This window comes from Leptolyngbya sp. FACHB-36, from assembly GCF_014695955.1.
Lineage (GTDB): Bacteria > Cyanobacteriota > Cyanobacteriia > Leptolyngbyales > Leptolyngbyaceae > FACHB-36.
Map to the genome: position 1 here is coordinate 1 of NZ_JACJPG010000612.1, position 17,294 is coordinate 17,294.

At 54.5% G+C, this 17,294-nt stretch carries 16 protein-coding genes and 1 pseudogene; 11 read left to right on the top strand and 6 right to left on the bottom strand.

Going from position 1 to position 17,294, the window contains the following annotated elements; all coding sequences use genetic code 11:
• The 4 genes from H6F43_RS18340 to H6F43_RS18355 form a co-directional block, all read left to right on the top strand.
• The coding region (locus H6F43_RS18340) for a zinc-binding dehydrogenase (protein ID WP_190344153.1) at positions 1-558 on the top strand (558 nt) is incomplete at its 5' end.
• 40 nt (positions 559-598) lie between these two features.
• A complete protein-coding gene (locus tag H6F43_RS18345; protein ID WP_190344154.1) occupies positions 599-1,003 on the top strand; it encodes an EthD domain-containing protein in 405 nt (134 codons plus the stop codon).
• A 31-nt stretch (positions 1,004-1,034) separates the two neighbouring features.
• On the top strand, positions 1,035-1,328 hold the full coding sequence (locus H6F43_RS18350) for a YciI family protein (RefSeq protein ID WP_190344155.1): 294 nt from the start codon (positions 1,035-1,037) through the stop codon (positions 1,326-1,328).
• A 159-nt stretch (positions 1,329-1,487) separates the two neighbouring features.
• Positions 1,488-2,384, top strand: a complete 897-nt coding sequence (locus H6F43_RS18355; protein WP_190344156.1) for a DMT family transporter — start codon at positions 1,488-1,490, stop codon at positions 2,382-2,384.
• A gap of 213 nt (positions 2,385-2,597) precedes the next feature.
• On the opposite strand, the gene H6F43_RS18360 is transcribed toward H6F43_RS18355, so the two are convergent.
• From H6F43_RS18360 to H6F43_RS18375, 4 genes are all read right to left on the bottom strand, one after another.
• Complete coding sequence (locus H6F43_RS18360) at positions 2,598-3,344, bottom strand: peptidase (protein ID WP_190344157.1); 747 nt, start codon at positions 3,342-3,344, stop codon at positions 2,598-2,600.
• Positions 3,345-3,349: 5 nt separating this feature from the next.
• The gene (gene secG / locus H6F43_RS18365; protein WP_190344158.1) at positions 3,350-3,583 is read right to left on the bottom strand and encodes a preprotein translocase subunit SecG; all 234 of its coding nucleotides are present in this window, start codon (positions 3,581-3,583) and stop codon (positions 3,350-3,352) included.
• 34 nt (positions 3,584-3,617) lie between these two features.
• A complete protein-coding gene (gene gpmI / locus H6F43_RS18370; protein WP_190344159.1) occupies positions 3,618-5,216 on the bottom strand; it encodes a 2,3-bisphosphoglycerate-independent phosphoglycerate mutase in 1,599 nt (532 codons plus the stop codon).
• Positions 5,217-5,698: 482 nt separating this feature from the next.
• Positions 5,699-7,417 (bottom strand): ATP-binding cassette domain-containing protein, encoded by a 1,719-nt coding sequence (locus tag H6F43_RS18375; protein ID WP_190344160.1) that lies wholly within the window; start codon positions 7,415-7,417, stop codon positions 5,699-5,701.
• A 340-nt stretch (positions 7,418-7,757) separates the two neighbouring features.
• Between H6F43_RS18375 and H6F43_RS18380 the strand changes: the two genes are divergently transcribed.
• From H6F43_RS18380 to H6F43_RS22420, 3 genes are read left to right on the top strand one after another with little or no spacing between them, the layout of a single operon-like run.
• Complete coding sequence (locus H6F43_RS18380) at positions 7,758-9,197, top strand: DUF4331 domain-containing protein (protein ID WP_190344161.1); 1,440 nt, start codon at positions 7,758-7,760, stop codon at positions 9,195-9,197.
• 16 nt (positions 9,198-9,213) lie between these two features.
• Positions 9,214-10,491, top strand: a complete 1,278-nt coding sequence (locus H6F43_RS18385; RefSeq protein ID WP_190344162.1) for a tetratricopeptide repeat protein — start codon at positions 9,214-9,216, stop codon at positions 10,489-10,491.
• 36 nt (positions 10,492-10,527) lie between these two features.
• On the top strand, positions 10,528-12,039 hold the full coding sequence (locus H6F43_RS22420) for a sulfite exporter TauE/SafE family protein (RefSeq protein ID WP_190344163.1): 1,512 nt from the start codon (positions 10,528-10,530) through the stop codon (positions 12,037-12,039).
• Between the two features lie 313 nt (positions 12,040-12,352).
• On the opposite strand, the gene H6F43_RS18395 is transcribed toward H6F43_RS22420, so the two are convergent.
• Entirely contained in the window at positions 12,353-13,090 is a 738-nt protein-coding gene (locus H6F43_RS18395) for a class I SAM-dependent methyltransferase (RefSeq protein ID WP_190344164.1), read from the bottom strand.
• Positions 13,091-13,344: 254 nt separating this feature from the next.
• Here H6F43_RS18395 and H6F43_RS18400 point away from each other — a divergent pair, with 254 nt between their 5' ends.
• Together H6F43_RS18400 and H6F43_RS18405 are read left to right on the top strand one after the other, a co-directional pair.
• A complete protein-coding gene (locus H6F43_RS18400; protein ID WP_190344165.1) occupies positions 13,345-13,482 on the top strand; it encodes a hypothetical protein in 138 nt (45 codons plus the stop codon).
• A gap of 284 nt (positions 13,483-13,766) precedes the next feature.
• Entirely contained in the window at positions 13,767-14,366 is a 600-nt protein-coding gene (locus tag H6F43_RS18405) for a hypothetical protein (RefSeq protein ID WP_190344166.1), read from the top strand.
• Between the two features lie 406 nt (positions 14,367-14,772).
• Here H6F43_RS18405 and H6F43_RS18410 read toward each other — a convergent pair whose 3' ends face one another.
• Positions 14,773-14,967: a hypothetical protein gene (locus H6F43_RS18410; RefSeq protein ID WP_190344167.1), complete on the bottom strand. Its 195-nt coding sequence runs from the start codon at positions 14,965-14,967 to the stop codon at positions 14,773-14,775.
• Between the two features lie 109 nt (positions 14,968-15,076).
• On the opposite strand from H6F43_RS18410, the gene H6F43_RS18415 reads away from it, so the two are divergent.
• Together H6F43_RS18415 and H6F43_RS18420 are read left to right on the top strand one after the other, a co-directional pair.
• Positions 15,077-16,624 (top strand): flavin monoamine oxidase family protein, encoded by a 1,548-nt coding sequence (locus tag H6F43_RS18415; RefSeq protein ID WP_190344168.1) that lies wholly within the window; start codon positions 15,077-15,079, stop codon positions 16,622-16,624.
• Between the two features lie 281 nt (positions 16,625-16,905).
• A pseudogene (locus H6F43_RS18420) lies at positions 16,906-17,294 on the top strand (translation initiation inhibitor, yjgF family protein); the annotation flags it as partial.

The following is a 17,294-nucleotide window of genomic DNA, read 5'->3' on the forward strand; positions in this document are numbered from 1 at the left end:
GATTTTGTCTTAATTACAGCAGCTAGTAGCAGCGTGGGTTATTCTGCAATTCAGATTGCAAAAGCAGCAGGAGCAGTCGCGATCGCTACTACACGCAGTACGGCTAAAAAGCAAATGCTGCTAGATAAAGGAGCAGATCAGGTGATTGTCACTAATGACGAGGATTTGGTCAGTCGTGTCATGGAGATTACGAAGGGTCATGGGGCTGATCTAATTTTTGATGCAGTGGCTGGATCGTTTCTAGAAACCTTGGCGGCGGCAGCGGCACCTGGAGCAACCATTTTTGTCTACGGAGCGCTGGATGAAACCGCAGCAACTTCCTTTCCCCTATTTGCTGCCTTGCAGAAAGGATTGAAGGTGCAGGGCTATGCGCTGTTTGAAATCACGACGAATCCTGCCAAGTTAGACCGCGCTAAAGAATATATTTATGACGGGCTGAAATCAGGTGCGCTCGATCCCATTCTCGATCGCGTCTTTTCACTCGATCGCATTGTAGAAGCGCATCAATATATGGAATCCAATCAACAAAACGGCAAGATTACCGTTACTGTTTCCTGAATCACTACTGTTCTTTTAACTAATCAACTTGGAGAGTCTCATGATCAAGTTTGTGTATTGCCTTCGTAAGCGATCTGACTTGAGCGATGCGGAATTTCATACCTTTTGGCGAGATGTTCACGGACCGTTTATTCGCGATCTGGCTCAAACATTACAAGCTACAAAGTATATTCAAAGCCACACACTCAATACTCCAGTGAACGTAGAGATTGCCAAGTCACGAGATCTTGATCCATCCGCTTATGATGGCGTTACTGAGATTTGGTGGGAAAGTATGGACGATTTTTTGGCGGCGGTGAGCACCCCTGAAGGTCAAGCAGCAGCGAAACAATACATCACTGATCCAGATGTGGGGGAGGTAAACTTTATTGACTTCTCTCAATCTCGCGCATTCCTAACTGAGGAACATACCGTTTTTGACTTTTCCTCAACACCCACGGCTTAACGTCCTACACCAGTAAATTAGCGAGGTTGTGATGCAATTTTTGATTCTGGCACGGGTTGCCCAAGGGATTTCAATGGAACAAGTCCTGCCGCATGTTAAGGCTGAGGCAGAAGCAGTTTGGCAACACTACTCAGAGGAGGTTGTGCGATCGATCTATTACATCGCTGATATGAGCGGTGCGGTGCTGCTCTGTGAAGCTCCAGATTTAGACGCCATGCAGGCGATCGCCGCTCAGTTTCCAATGGCAAAAGCAGGGGTTTTAACGTTCGAGATCCTGCCATTGAAACCATACACGGGTCTGGAAACGTTGTTCGCTAAAGCATAGTGCAATCAACTCAGGCAGACCTCAAGATGAATCGACGCGATCGTGTTCACAACCTTCTCAATTTTCGGAAGATAAGCCCAGCAGAGGATAAACTAGCCTGATTCTTTCTGAAGAAACTAGTATTTTCTGTGACGAAGCATTGGGATCAAGGTAATTAAATTGAGCAGTCTCAATCAGCCGAAGGAGTGGCAAATTGCGCTGATTTTGAGCGGCGGAGTGCTAGCGATCGCCACCTCAGCAGTCTTGGTACGGCTGTCAATGCAGGCGACGGGAGCCTCAGGACCCGGATTTAGTCTGGTGCTGGCAGCATCGCGGCTGACGCTAGCCGCGATCGTGCTCCTGCCCAACTGGCACCGCCAGACCCCAAGCCCAACAGCGCTACGTTACGCCTTGACCGCTGGAGTCGCTCTGGCAATTCACTTTGCCACCTGGATCACCTCCCTGTCCTACACAACGATCGCCGCATCTACGACGATCGTCACCACAAATCCGGTTTGGATCGCCGTCCTGTCCTGGGTTTGGTATGGCGAAAAACCCAGTCCTCAAACTGGATTGGGCATTAGCATTGCCCTTGCTGGCGGACTTGTCATCGGCTTGGGAGGCGCTGGAACTAGTCCAGATGCGGCTCCTCTGTTGGGCAATAGCTTAGCGCTGGTGGGTGCGTGGGCAGCCAGCCTATATTTTCTTCTGGGACGCGAGGCACAGCAGCAAGGACTGAGCATCAGCGGCTACGCCACGATCGCCTACAGCACAGCGGCGATCGTGCTGCTTCCCCTTCCGCTGCTGGTTGGAACTAGCTATACAGGCTATCCACTAGAAACCTATGGCTACATAGCGCTGATGGCGCTTCTCCCTCAATTGATCGGACACACCAGCCTCAATTGGGCAGTGCGGTGGGTCTCTCCTACCTTGGTCGCGCTAGTGGTCTTATTTGAGCCTGTGGCGTCTAGCCTGTTCGGCTATGTCCTATTTGATGAACTGCCGGGATTGCCCGTTTTAGGCGGTGGGTTGCTGTTGTTGATTGGCGTGGCGATCGCCGCAGTTTCTAGGCGCTAATAGCAATTCGGAATTCGGAATTCGCAAGTCGGAATTGCAGTGGCTCGGCTCCGCCTACGCTTTAGCGGTTTGATCGGTAGCTGGAATTTAGAGAATTGGTATAACCCCCGAAGTTGCGTGAGCCAAACTGGCACTCCGAGCCAGATGTCTTTCAGAATGACAGGCTGAAGACGGACAGCAGCTTGCTTAGAGCAGCCGTTTAATCTGCATTCGCTAAAAATTTGCTTGGGGCGCGAAGCTCCAGCCTAAACTCGTGGGCTGCTGGTAAACTCGCCTCAGCGTATTAATATCTCGCGCAGAGATTGGCAGCGGCGTGCGGACCTGTGAGAAGAACAGAGCGTCGGTGTCTCGCGGGCTGTGTCCCCAAATGCCGATCGCGTGTCCTAACTCATGTCGCGCCGCCGCTTGAAGATAGGTCGGTGCTTGGTCAGGACGCAGCAGAATCGTAAATCGGTGCGCCAGAACCGTCGTTGCTCCACGGGTTTTGCGGTAAAGCGTAAACTGCGTTTCTGCCGATCGAACCCGACCTAGCCGCAGTCCTGCTCCCGGCTCTAGTCGTAGAGGTGGAGTCGATCGCCGCACAACAATATCTGCTTCAGTGTGCGTGACGACCTGCAAGGGCAGATAGGCGTTCCACTCCTGCACGGCATTCAGAACGGCTGTGACCCAAAGGCGCGATCGCGAATCTGTTGCAGGCTCCACAAACACCGTCACCGGAAACTGGGACCAGACGAGATAGCCGAACTCCAGCGGCTTTACCTGATCAAAGTAGTCTCCTGATTGCTTAGCGTCTTGCCAGCGCTCCAGACTAAGCGGCAGTGGATGGACCTGCGGGGACGGCAGCGCAGGTTGAGCCGCGTCCCCATCGCTGACACCCAACAGGAACACCAGCACCAGACCAAACAGAAATCGTCGCCAGCGATGCCAGCGACGAATCCGTAGAAAGTGACTCAAGGACATGCGAGCTAGCGGGGCAGCCAGTTGGCGCTGAGCACCACCGTCAGCGTCATGAAAATCACCGTCAGTATCCAGGTAACGCGATTTAGCGTCGTCTCAGCGCTCTTAGTGCTGGTAAAGAGCTGTGCCTGTCCGCCCAATCCGCCCAGACCGTCGCCTTTTGGGCTGTGCAGCAGCACCAGCACGACTAACCCTAGAGCCGACAGCGACCAAATGCCTTGCACTACGTAATTCAGCGTCATTCCAACTACCTATCTGTGACCATCAAAGTGTGAACTATCGAGCCACTCGCACCGGAGAGCGATTCTTTCGGACCTCAAACTCCGCCGACTGAATCATAGATTGCCCCGTCATTTCTGGCGGCTGCGGCAGTCGCAGAATCTCCAGAATCGTTGGTGCAATATCGGCGAGGCGACCGTCCGATCGCAGCGCTACTTCAGTCCCGTGGCTGGGAATTTTCACGCCTTCACCTTCTACCAGGATAAAGGGAACCGGGTTGGTTGTGTGAGCTGTCCACGGGTTACCGTGTTCATCCCACATCTGTTCTGCGTTGCCGTGGTCCGCGATGATGATCGTCGTACCGCCCGCTTTAATCACGCTTTCCAGGAGCCGACCCAGACAGCGATCGACGGTTTCCAGCGCGGTCACGGTCGCGTCCATTTTGCCCGTATGTCCAACCATATCCGGGTTGGCGTAGTTGATGACGATCAGCGAGTACTCACGCCTTTTCACCGCTGAGATCGCCACATCCGTCACGGCATCCGCTGACATTGCCGGAGCGCGATCGTACGTGGCAACCATTGGACTGGACACCAACTCCCGGTCTTCACCCTCAAAGGGGTCCTCAATGCCGCCATTGAAGAAGTAGGTGACGTGGGCATATTTCTCGGTTTCAGCGGTGCGAAACTGCTTCAGCCCGTGCTGAGAAATTACCTGACCCAAGATGTTGTTGAAGTTCTGCGGTTCAAACGCCACCGCAACCGACAGATGGGGATCGTACTGCGTGAACGTCGCAAACGACAGCGGCTGAACTATCTGCCGCTCAAAGCCCTGGAAGTTGGGATCAACAAATGCCTGAGTCAACTGCCGCGCTCGATCGGGGCGGAAATTAAAGAACACGACAGCATCCCCCGGTTGCACGGCTCCGGGAGCAATCCGCGTTGGCAGCACAAACTCGTCGGTCGTTCCAGTGTCGTAGGACGCTTGCAGCACGTCGAGCACCGATCGTCCGTCGCCCTTACCGTCCTGCGTCATCACGTCATAGGCAAGCTTGACGCGATCCCAGCGGCGATCGCGGTCCATGCTGTAGTAGCGCCCGCCCAGAGTGACAATTCGCCCAACGCCAACGCGATCGATGTAGTCCTGAATCGCTTGAATAGAAGCCTTGCCAGCGGTAGGCGGCGTGTCGCGCCCATCCGTAATCGCATGGATGCAGACCTCGCTGAGATGCTGGTCCTTTGCCATGTCCAATAGCCCAAACAGGTGCCTCAGGTGCGAATGCACGCCACCCTCTGAGCACAACCCAACCAAATGCAATTTTCCGCCGTTGCGCTTCGCTTCCTGATAGATTTTGACCAGAGCAGAATTGCTAAGCAGCGTGCCGTCCTCAACGGCATCTGAAATTCGGACTAGCTCCTGGGGAACAACTCGTCCGGCTCCAATGTTCAGGTGCCCAACTTCCGAGTTCCCCATCTGTCCGTCTGGCAAGCCGACATCCTTGCCAGAGGTGCGAATCAGCGTGTGGGGATACGCTGCCCACAGGCTGTTGATGATGGGTGTGTTTGCAGCGGCAACGGCGTTGCCGTCCTTATCCTCTCGATAGCCCCAGCCATCCAAAATCACCAGTACAACTGGAGAGACAGGCGCTTGCGCCATACGCTAAATTCGTCCTTCGCTGAATGAATTTCTCCGCAAATCATACCATCGCACTCCGCCGCCCTAGATGCAAGAGGGTGCGAGAAGAAGTATGAAACGTTGGGCTAGCTGAAGCTATCCACTAACGCATCAAGCAGTCAATACTCGTCTCGAAATCAGTCTCGAAAAACCGTCCCAGAGCGTCTACGTTGAGAGACTTCTACAACCTCTGGAATCGCGTGAACTCAATGCATAAACCGGGGTGATCAAGTCCAACGTTACGAATGCAATCCGTCCGCTAAGCAGCGGGGCTACCGATATAGCCCACTCACCAACCTAGAGCTACCAGAATGGAGCATTGCCACTCATTCCAGGTCAGAGATCGCCTCAGCTCTTGCCACATTCATCTTGAAATGAATCGTAGCGTGTAGAACTCTAGAGCTTTGTATGCTTAAGCAAATTTTTATATTGCCGCTCGATGCTCTGAATTTTCTAGATCGATGTCAGTTTTTTGCCTGAGTGCGTTTAGCTTTCTCCTTTTCCTTTTGTTTTGATCGCTTTGCGGCTGTTTTTTCGGCTTTCTCAGCTTCGATCGAAGCTAGTTGCGCTTTATCTTTCTCCTCCGCGATTTTATCTAAGTAGTAGTGATAGTCGCCGCGATACAGTCTCAGCTCGCCATCGCGAATTTCGACGATTTTGTTGGCGACTTGGGAGATGAAATAGCGATCGTGGGAGACGATGATGGCAGTACCGTCGTAGTGCTGTAGCGCTTCTTCCAGCATCTCTTTGGCGGGAATGTCCAGGTGGTTCGTCGGCTCATCCAGAATCAGCAGATTTGCCGGACGCAGCAGCATTTTTGCCAGCGCCAACCGTGCTTTTTCGCCGCCGCTGAGCGCTTCAACATTCTTGAACACGGTGTCGCCACTAAACAGAAATCGTCCCAGCAGCGTCCGGACTTCTTCGTTCGTCCATTTGGGCACTTCGTCATGAATCGTCTGCATTACCGTTCGTTTCAGATCCAGCGCTTCCGCCTGATTCTGCTCGAAGTAGCCAGGAATCACGTTATGATCCCCTAACATTGCAGCGCCATCGGTGGGCTGCTCACTGCCAACCATCAGATGCAGCAGCGTTGATTTTCCAGCACCGTTGGGACCAAGAAAGGCAACGCGATCGCCCCGCTCGATCAGCAGATTAGCGCTGAGAAATAAGATTTTGTCGTCGTAGGCGTGGGTTAAATCTTTGATGATCACCACTTCTCGACCGCTACGGGGCGCAGGTGGGAACCGGAAGTGCAACGTACGAACGTCCGAGTCGGGGGCTTCAACGCGCTCAATTTTGTCTAACTGCTTTTCGCGGCTTTTTGCCTGGGTGCTGCGAGTGGCGCTGGCGCGAAAGCGATCGACAAATGCCTGCTGCTTCTCAAGATCTTTTTGCTGTCGCTCGTAGGCGCTGAGCTGGGCATCGCGCAGTTCGGCTTTTTGCTGTAGGTAAGCGGAATAGTTGCCCAGATAGGTGGTCGAAATGCCCCGCTCGGTTTCAACGATTTGCGTGCACAGGCGATCGAGGAACTCCCGGTCGTGCGACACGATGACCATTGGCGTGGTCAACTTCTTCAGGTAGGTTTCTAGCCACTCGATCGTTTCCAAATCCAAATGGTTCGTCGGCTCGTCCAGCAGTAATAGATCCGGACTTTGCAGCAGAATCTTGCCCAAGCTCATCCGCATTTGCCAACCGCCGCTAAAAGCGCTAATAAGTCGATCGCCGTCATCCAGCTCGAACCCCAGCTCTGGCAAAATCTTCTCGATGCGGGCTTCCAGTCCGTAGCCGTCCATTCCCTCAAACAATCGCTGGTAGCGGTCCATCTCATGCAGCAGGCGATCGAGCGAGTCGGGATCAGCCGTTTCCAGTTGCCGATGCACCCGCGATAGATTCTCATGCACCTCGTTTGCTTCGCCAAACGCCCGCCAAAACTCTTCCCGCACCGTGCGCGTCGGGTCTACTTCAAATTCCTGCGTCAGATAGGCGATGTGCAAACTAGCCGGGCGAATCACAACCCCTGTGGTCGGCTCAATTTCTCCGGCAATGATTTTGAGCTGGGTCGATTTACCCGCTCCGTTAACGCCGACGAGTCCCACACGATCGCCGGGCTTCACCTCCCAGTTGATGTCCTTCAGGACTTCGCCTGTGGGGTAAATTTTGCTCACGTGTTCCAGTCGAAGCATGGGTCGTCTCCCGCGATCAAGTTAAGGCGCTGCGTTGACTTTAACAAAATTTAATGACGTTTGGACCTGGAATTTCCACGGTACGGCGCAATCTCCCCGAGCGTTTAGCGGGTGAGTCGCTTATCCAAGGGCAGGAGAACTTTCTTCCGTCTCACATCCAATCGAACGATCGCTGCGTATCTTCTACAACAGCACTTCTGCAACGGCGATCGCATTTCGGAGTCGCTGTTCCTTCGGTCTGACCTAATTTGTCGCACTGCTGCGTGCTTACCCGTTTTGGCGTAGGCGCGGAGTCGTGCGGCCTACTTTAGCGTGACCACAAACAAAACTGGAGTGATTCATGCGCACAATCTTGTCTCGCATCTGCCTGGTGGTTGCAGCAGCGATCAGCTGCCTGTTAATCGGTGTAACTGGCGTTGCTTCCCCCGCACTGGCATCTAGCCACCGGGAAGCCCCTCTGATTGCGGGCGATCCTTTAGCAGACAACACTGATGTATACGCCTTTCGCAGCTACGAATCCGGACGGGAGGAGACCATTACCCTGCTCTGGAACCACATTCCCCTAGAGCCGCCTTCAGGTGGTCCCTTGTTTTACCCGTTTGGCGACGATATTCTCTACGACATCAAAATTGACAATACGGGTGATGGAGAAGAAGACGTCACCTACCGATTTAAGTTCCAGACAGAGATCGTCAATCCCGACAGCGTTCTTGGCATGGTTGCCCCGAACCAAGACGGAGTCATTGCGGCTCTGGACGACCCCGATTACAACCTGCGCCAGCGCTACACGGTGACAGAACTGCGACCCGGACTGATGGGGCGGACGCGGCGCAAAGTTCTGGGAAGCGGACTGAGCGTGCCGCCCAGCAACATTGGCAGTCGCGCGACGCCCAACTACGAGACGCTAGCAGACCAGGCAGTCTACACGCTGTCCAACGGGTATCGAGTATTCGCCGGACAGCGCGCAGAAGGGTTCTACCTGGATCTGGGCGGCGTGTTCGATGTCTTGAACCTGAAGTCGATCGCCGATACAGGCGGCACCAATTCGACCGCGCCGTTTAATGTAAATACGCTGGCGATCGAAGTTCCTCTAAAAGAGCTAACTCGCGGGCGTCGAGTGCCCAAGAGCACCACCGACCCGATCGCGGTGATTGGCGTCTACTCCACCGCTAGCCGCTGCTCCAGCAAAATCGCCAAAGACGGCTTCTGCCAAAAGCCCGTGCAGGTTTCGCGTCTGGGGAGTCCGTTGGTGAATGAAGTCGTGATCCCGCTCGGACTCAAGGATAAATTCAACGCCACCGATCCCAAGGATGACGCGCAGTTTGCTCCGTTCGTGCTTGATCCTCAACTGCCGAAGCTGCTGCAAGCCGTCTATGGAATTCAAATTCCGCCCGCTCCCCGCAATGACCTGGTTGCTGTTTTTGCGACCGGAATTCCGGCAGGTGCAGTTCCCGGTGCGCCGCAGTACACCACCTTCCTGTCCGACGGCAAGCCCCACGAACTGCTGCGGCTAAACGTCGCGATCCCGCCCATTCCACTCGCCCAGCAAAACCGTTTGGGGCTGCTGGGAGGGGATGTGGCAGGATTCCCGAACGGACGGCGGGTGAACGATGACGTGGTGGATATTGCGTTGCGAGCGGTTGCCGGAGGAACACCGTTTACACCCGATACAAACATTGCCCCGAACAATGCGCTGGGCGATGGCGTCGATCGACCGGATGTTCCGTTCCTCGATCGCTTCCCGTATTTGGGAACGCCCATCTCTGGTAATCCGCGCTAGGGGACGTCTGATGAGGATGCAACGGGTTCAGACGTGGTTAATTGGCGTGGTGCTGGGCTGCCTCCTGGGTTGGGGCTGGAATCAGGCTCCAGCGCGATCGCTGGAACTACCCACGCTGGCGGAGCAGTGGGTTCAGACGGCTCAAACGCTGGTGCGCTACTTGCCCAATGAGCCAGACGGCTACAACCAGCTTGCCACCGCTTACCTACTCAAAAGTCGGGAAACCGGGGATTTCAGCTATACCGCCAGAGCAGAAACCGCTGTGCAGCGATCGCTCGAACTCTCGCCTGATAACGAGGTAGCCCAAACGCTAAACGCAACGCTGCTGCTGACCTATCACCGATTTCAGGAGGCGCTGGACTATCTGCGCCCGTTGCAGACTCGCTTTCCCCACAGCTTCCAGATTCAGGCAGGGTTAGTTGATGCGCTGGTAGAACTGGGAGACTACGACGCGGCGATCGACGCGGCTCAGTCGATGTTGGATCGCCACCCGATCGCGCCAGCGTATGCGCGGATGTCCTATCTGCGGTCGCTCCACAGCGACACCGAGGGCGCGATCGCGGCAATGCGGCAGGCAATCCAGTCTGCCAACCGCCGTGATCCAGAAGGGCTTGCTTGGTATCACGTCCAGCTTGGCAACGAATTGCTAGTGAATCGACTGGCGGACGGAGAGCAGGTGGTGGATGAGGCTCTGCGGATTCTTCCCAACTATCATCTAGCGCTGGCAGCGAAAGCGCGTGCTCGGCTGCTTGCCAACGATGCAACCAGTGCTATTGCGCTGTATCACCGCGCTCTGGAGCAGATTCCCTTGCCAGACACGGCGATCGCTCTCGGCGATGTGTACTTTGCGGAGGGCGATCGCGCGGCAGCTCAGCGGCAGTATGACCTGGTGGATTTTTTGGTGCAGGCAGGCGGTGTGGCATTTGAGCAGGCATACGCCCAACAACTCGCCGTGTTCTGGGCAGATCGAGGGACGCACCTGGACAAGGCAGAAGCGCTGATGCGGCAGGAGCGGCTGACGCGATCGGATGTGTACACCTTTGATGCGCTGGCGTGGTGCCTCTGGAAGCGCGATCAGCGGACCGAAGCAAGAGTGGCGATCGATCAGGCGCTCCGCTTGGGCACGCCGGATGCTCGGCTCTACTACCACGCAGGCGTGATTTACCACGGTAGTGGGCAGGACACCCAAGCGGTTCAGTATTTACGGCAGGCGCTGCGTTTGAATCTAGCCGCGAATCCACTGCACGCCCGCATCGCTCGAGACATGCTGGAGGCGATCGCGCCTCGTGAATGAACTCTCTTTAGTGCAACTTAGTGCAGGAATCCTCTCATGAGCAGCCATCCCTGGATCGCAGCGTTTTGCCGTAGTTTTGCCGTGTGGTTCGTTGTGCTAGCGGCATGGCTCGGTTGCACCCCGATCGCCAGTGCCCATCCGCTAGGAAATTTCACGATTAACCATTTTTCTCACGTCACTGTTGATCGGACTCACGTAACGGTGCAGTACGTTGTGGACATGGCAGAAATTCCTGCCTTTCAAGCGTTGCAGACCATTGACACTGATGGAAATGGCGCGTCTGCGGCAGAACTCAACACCTACCTGGAGCAGGCGATCGCTCGCTACCAGACTGGACTGCGGCTGACGATCGACGATCGAACCGTTCCCCTGCACGCAGGAGCCAGGAAGGTAACGCTTCCTCCAGGTGCCGGTGGACTGCCAACGCTGCGAGTCGAGGGCGAGTTTAGCGGAGCCGTTCCGCTCGGAGCCACTCACCGTCTGCGGTTTGAGGAAACCAACGATCGCCCGCGCTTGGGTTGGCGAGAGATCGTGGTGACTGCCGGTGCGGGCGTGCAAATTTTTAACAGCTCTGCCTACAGCAATTCCCTCACCAATGAACTCCGTGCCTATCCGCAGGATTTGCTGACAATGCCCCTGCAAGAATCGATCGCCGATCTGTCGTCTACGCAGGGTGAGATTCCCGCCGGAGCAACGCCGCTACAAACCCGACAGGGACAAGTGACCAGTCGTGCCCGCGACCCGTTTGCCGACCTGATCGCCGTGCCGCAGATTACGCTGCCGATCGCCTTGGTCAGCCTAGTTGTAGCCGCTGGGCTGGGCAGCGTCCACGCGCTGTCTCCCGGTCACGGCAAAGCGATCGTGGGAGCGTACCTGATTGGAGCGCAGGCAACCGTTCGTCATGCGGCTTTTTTGGGATTGACGGTGACCATTACCCACACGATCGGGGTATTTGTGCTGGGATTGTTGACGCTGCTGGCTTCGAGGTATGTGCTGCCCGAACGGCTGTTTCCCTACCTCAGCCTGGTGTCGGGTGGCATGATCAGTCTGCTGGGGCTGCGGCTGCTAATTTACCGCTTCCTGACGGTTTTTGCTCCGGCGACCCGTCAGCAGTCCCACTCGCATCATCACCATTCGCACTCCCACGACCATTCCGACGACCATTCCTTGGAGCACTGTCACGATGGACACTGGCACAGCCACGAGCCACCTAGCACGGTGACCTGGAAGAGTCTACTGGCGTTAGGGATTTCTGGAGGGCTGCTTCCCTGCCCATCGGCGCTGATTGTGTTTCTCTCTGCCGTGTCGCTGCACCGAGTTGGGTTTGGGCTGCTGCTGGTGTTTGCGTTTAGTTTGGGATTGGCAGGAACGCTGACTTGCGTGGGACTGCTATTCATTCATGCACGTCGATCGATCGAGCAGTTCCGAGGGTCGAGTCAATGGCTGCCCGCGCTGTCTATTCCGAGTGCTGCCGTCATAACGGGGCTGGGAGCCGTGCTGTGTTATCAGGCACTCCTCGCGTTAGGTGGATTGATCGGCACCATCTGAGGACGCGATCGCAGGGCAAACGGCTGATGTCGCAGTGACGGACAACCATGCCACTCTGACTAATGACGTTCAGCCGTCCCTAATCACAGCACCGACCAATTGAAGACAGCTAACAATTAGTATTAGTAGCGGTTGCTGATTAGCTGTTAGGGTAGTCCGTTTAAGAATTACATTTACCGGACGCAGATAAACTTGCCGCAGAACGTAGCAGCAGACTGATCAAATTACACGGTTCATATTACGGTGTTCCAATGCAGCGCGGTTGTTGAACTGCGTTCTTAGTTACATACAGAGCTACATACAGACACTGACATTACACCGACTTGCGTGCAGAAAAGATGAGAAAGAGTGGAATTCGCTTGCGTCGTTCATACGTTTGCGTGTCGTAGAAGTGGTTGCGTTGTGGATGCGCCTCACGCAGCTCCTCAATCCGAAACCCTGTAGCCTGAAGCAAATGGAAATAGTTTTCAATGGTGCGATGATACTTTTGTACCGTGCTACCCAGCCAGTTGACAACCCGTACTCCCGTCGAAAAATAGTCATCAACAATCCAATCTTGACGAGGCGTTCCATCAGCCCAACCGCGATCGCAGGACGTAATCACGAGATGTTCAACCGAAAAGACAAACTGTCCCCCGTCAGCAAGTGTTTGGAAAACATTGGTGAAGACTGGCGCAAGGTCGGCAATATAATGGAGCGCAAGTCTTGCCAGCACGAGATCGAACGCGATGGGTGGATAGATCCAATCTTCGATCGTTTGTGGAATGACTTGACCGGATGTGCCAGTTAGGGTCTGGGCTGCAGTTTCAACCATCTTCCGCGAACCTTCAACACCAATATAGGTTGCTGCCCCCTGGTGAAGAAATTCTTTCCCAATTGCGGCATCGCCACAGCCAAGATCAAGAATACGTTTGTTATCAACTGGGACAACAAGCTCTAGAATGACTGGCTTTTCCAGCATCTCATTGGGCGTGTCTAACCGATGACGATGACGCATATAAGTTGCAAACACCGCTTCGTCATCGTAGAAGTTTGGACCTGCTGTGTCCATTGTGGTGTTCCTCCGTTGTAGCTCTGTCGCTAACCTACATTGCACGCACTATAGGAGCAATACTCCAAGGTGTGATGGAAAGCCGTCTAACAATCGTCACACTGCTCAGCTTTAAATTAAAGTTCAGGCTCAACGCTTAAACTTGTTAAATTGGCTTAATCCAATTTTAAGTGATCTCAACTTTAAGCTCAAACGTTGGTTCAGAACACGAGAAAATTTATAAGCCTAATTTTTCCCATAACACTCAAAACTAGGTGAAGCAATTTCTGACAAGCGATTCGGATGTCTTTGATGTTGTTCAGGCAACGATCGACTGTGCCCTTCAAGTTCGCTCTGAGCACGATCGAGCCATAAACTCTTTTCTGGAAATCGCCTTTCTGGAAATTGCCTAAGTTCTTGCCATACGATCGCTCAGCTAAAATTGCTCAACTAAAAGACCAGCGATTGACAGCGCTTAGACCGATGCTTTAGTCATCATTTCTGATTACAGCTAGTGATTGAAAGAATCCTGCTGGTCAGCTTCAAGCGAATACTGCTGCTAACGATACCGATCGCGCACGGTATCAGCGCTATGATTCCGGTTATCCTTTTCCCATAGCCTTCGTACTACGAACGATGACTAAGACGATCGCTCAGGTACGAAGGTGGGTGCGATCGTCTCTCAGGTGCATTTTCCATGTTGAAATCCGTTTGCTGGACTACGGTTCTTCTGACGCTTTTAGCGTCAGAAGCAGCACTGAGCAATCCCGATTCTGAGTTTGAGGGCGCATCTAGTCCCGATCCATCTGTGTGTTTTCTTAGAATGCAGGATGGCAGGCTAATGGATTTGCAACGCCTGTGCGGTAAAGCTCCTGTCGCTGCTCAACCCGCAACCCGATTCCAGCCTGCTTCACCTGCGTCTCGAACGCCTAGTGCATCGTTGCAGGAGGACGCTAATGCGCCCGACCCAGACGAAGAGCCAGATTCCAATGCGCCTCAGGAAGTCCCCGCTACGTCTCCACCATCTGGAGCAACTCCGCAGACTGGAACGCAGCCAGTGCGTCCGGGTACCACACCTGCTCCAGCAAACACTTCACCCGCAAACACTTCACCCGCAAATACTTCACCCGCAAATACTCCGGCTCAGCCAGCATCCGGCACGGTTCAGCCACCGCCCACGAGCGCTCCAGTTCCTACAATCCGAACGTCGCCATCCCCCACGCGATCGCCTTCCACACCGGCAACGCGAACACCCGCTTCGTTGGAAATGGACCCCAATAGCGAAGAGGCGAGATAGCACAACGGTCAAACTACACTGACAAATACGAGATAAATGTGGTCTTTGTTAGTGAATTGTATCGCCCGTTACGTATTTCATCTGTCTGTAGCAGTATTTTCAGAATGCGGTGGTTAGCGTGCATTCCCAAGGTTGCAAGCGTCAAGGCTGCTAAAGCTGGCGTTCCATCCAAGTGATGAATCTTCCTATTGCCAGTCCGCTTAAGGGTCCTATGGTGTCTGCTTAGTGGCAGTGTTGTTTATTCCCTGTATGAAGGAGCATTTACCTGTGAATCGAGAACTTCTGATTATCGTTGCTGGGCGAAGCCTGACCTGAAGGGTCGATCGTTGAGAAGCTCAAAGTGACGCTGCTTCCAATCGATTGACGGAAGGTTTCAGCCCATAGAGCCAAAGTTTTTTATTACAGTTCATTGAACCTGCGATCGGGCTGTAATTTCGTCCTGATTAAGTTTGAGCGGCTGATTGAACGCAGCCGTTTCGTTAGGTTGCTTCGTCAGATTTTTACCTAATTGGTTGGCTTGCCGATCGTGGCTGTGGTCTTTGCATTGCAAAGGCTCGGTGCCGCATGCAGGTCGCTTGAATGGTGCGAGCGGAGTGTTCACTCTAGCTCTGCAAGGGTTTCGCATGAGTTGCGTTAGGTCTCAGCCGGAGGTCTACGGTTCGTGCGGCGGTTTTTCGCGTTGCTGTTTATTTGAGAAGAAAGACATCATTATGAAACGCAGAGATTTCCTGGTGAGAGTAGCGGCGGCAGGTGGATCGACCTACGCGGCAATGAAAGCGCTAGATTTGCTGGGAGAACCGTCTCCTGCTGCTGCCCAGAGTGGACCGTTCCGCCTGCCACGGGCAGGTGGCGGCAAGCGCGTCATCATTTTGGGAGCGGGAATCGCCGGGATGACCGCCGCTTACGAATTGAATAAAGCCGGCTACAAGTGCTTCCTTTTAGAAGCTCGATCGCGCTCTGGTGGTCGCTGCTGGACGGTGCGGACGGGTGATCAAATTGAGGAAACCACAGGCACTGTGCAGACCGCTCAGTTTGCTCAAGGTGAATACTTTAACCCAGGTCCAGCGCGGATTCCGCAGCACCACGTCACGATCGACTACTGCCGCGAGTTGGGCGTGCCGCTTCAGGTGTTCGCCAACCTCAACTACGAGCAGTACTACTACAACGAAGGCGTTCCGGGCGCTTTGGCGGGCAAGAAAGTCCGCGCTCGCGAAGCCAAAGCAGATATGCGGGGCTACATCGCCGAACTGCTGGCAAAAGCCGTGAGCCGCGATGCACTAGAGCAGCCGCTCAGCGAAAACGACAAGGCGCGGCTGGTTGAGTTTCTCCGCACCTACGGCGGACTCAATGCGGACCTGTTTTACACAGGTTCTGCTCGGCGCGGCTATATTGCTGAGCGGCAGGGAGCGGGCGATCGACCGGGCAAATTTGAAAGTCCCTACTCGCTGAGTGCGCTGATTAATCTTGGCTTTGCAGGCTACGAATCCTTTGAGCAGGGCTACGACCAGCAGATGATGATGTTCCAGCCGATCGGCGGTATGGATCAGATCGCGAGGGCGCTGGACAAGAAAGTTCCGGGCATTCGCTACGGTGCCGAGGTAAACGAGATCCGTAAGACCACCAGCGGTGTTCGTGTGGTGTACACCCAGAACGGTGGGCAGCAGGAAATCAAAGGCGACTACTGCATCTGCACCATTCCGCTGTCGGTGCTGCGGAAGATTCCCGCCGACTTCTCGCCAGAGATGCAGACGGCGATCGCAGGCGTCGATTACGCCGTTACTGGAAAGTCGGCGTTGCAGTTCAACCGCCGCTTCTGGGAAGAAGACGAGAACATCATGGGTGGCATTACCAGCACCAACATCGGACTGGGCACGATCTGGTATCCCTCCTACGGCTACTTGTCGAAGCGCGGTGTCGTCGTTGGCTACTACAACTTCGGCGCGCAGGCGGAAGAATTCGGTGCGCTGGCTCCCGAAGCGCGAGTGCAGCGGGCGCTCGAAATTGGCAGCCGCATTCACCCGCAGTACAACTCGCACTTCGAAACCGGAATGTCGCTCCACTGGCCCAACATCCCGTACAACTTGGGCGGTTGGGCAACTTATACGACTCAAACCCGCCAGCAGTACTACGCTCGGCTGAATCAGCCAGACGGCAACATTTATCTCTGTGGCGAACACCTAAGCTATCTCACAGGCTGGATGGCGGGAGCGTTCGAGTCTGCCCGCGTGGTCACCCAGCAGATTAACGCGCTTGGATAGGGAGCCGATTTGTTTTAGTCAGGGGTCTGCAGCTCATTGACTGACAAAGCTTCGGAAGATCTCGCCCATCCCCTCTCTTGCAAGGAGAGGGAACTGGAAGTTTAGCTAGCTCCCCTCTCCGATACGGAAAGGTTTGAGGGAGAGGTCTTCAGCGATCGGAGCGAACCATTTGTCAGTCAACCAAGGTCCGCAGTTCATAGTCTGTCGATCGCCTGCCGATGACAAATGACTTAACTGCTGACCACTAATCCATAACTACCAACACGGAATAGGAGAAACTCATGAAACGGTTAATGTCTTTCTTTAAGTGGAGACGTTGGATGTCGGTCGCGATCTGCACCGTCTTGATTAGCCTCAGCATCTTCACTGTCACCGCTCTCGCCTCTGAGAAAGCCAAAGCACCTCGGAAGGTCACATTCTTTGGTGCGCCGACTTCGGCAATTTCGTCTGGAGTGTCGCTACCGAAAAACGTTGGGCTTTACTACTCCAGCGGCACCGTACCTCCGGTGATCGATTCGACGGCTCCTGCGGGAAGTCGTGAGCGCTACGGTGACACGTACACCCAAGCGGTGGGCACGCTCAAACGCATCGAAGAACTACTGGTAGAGCAGGGCTTGACCCTGAACGATGTGGTGTATCTGACTGCCTATCTGGTGCCCGACCCGCTGAA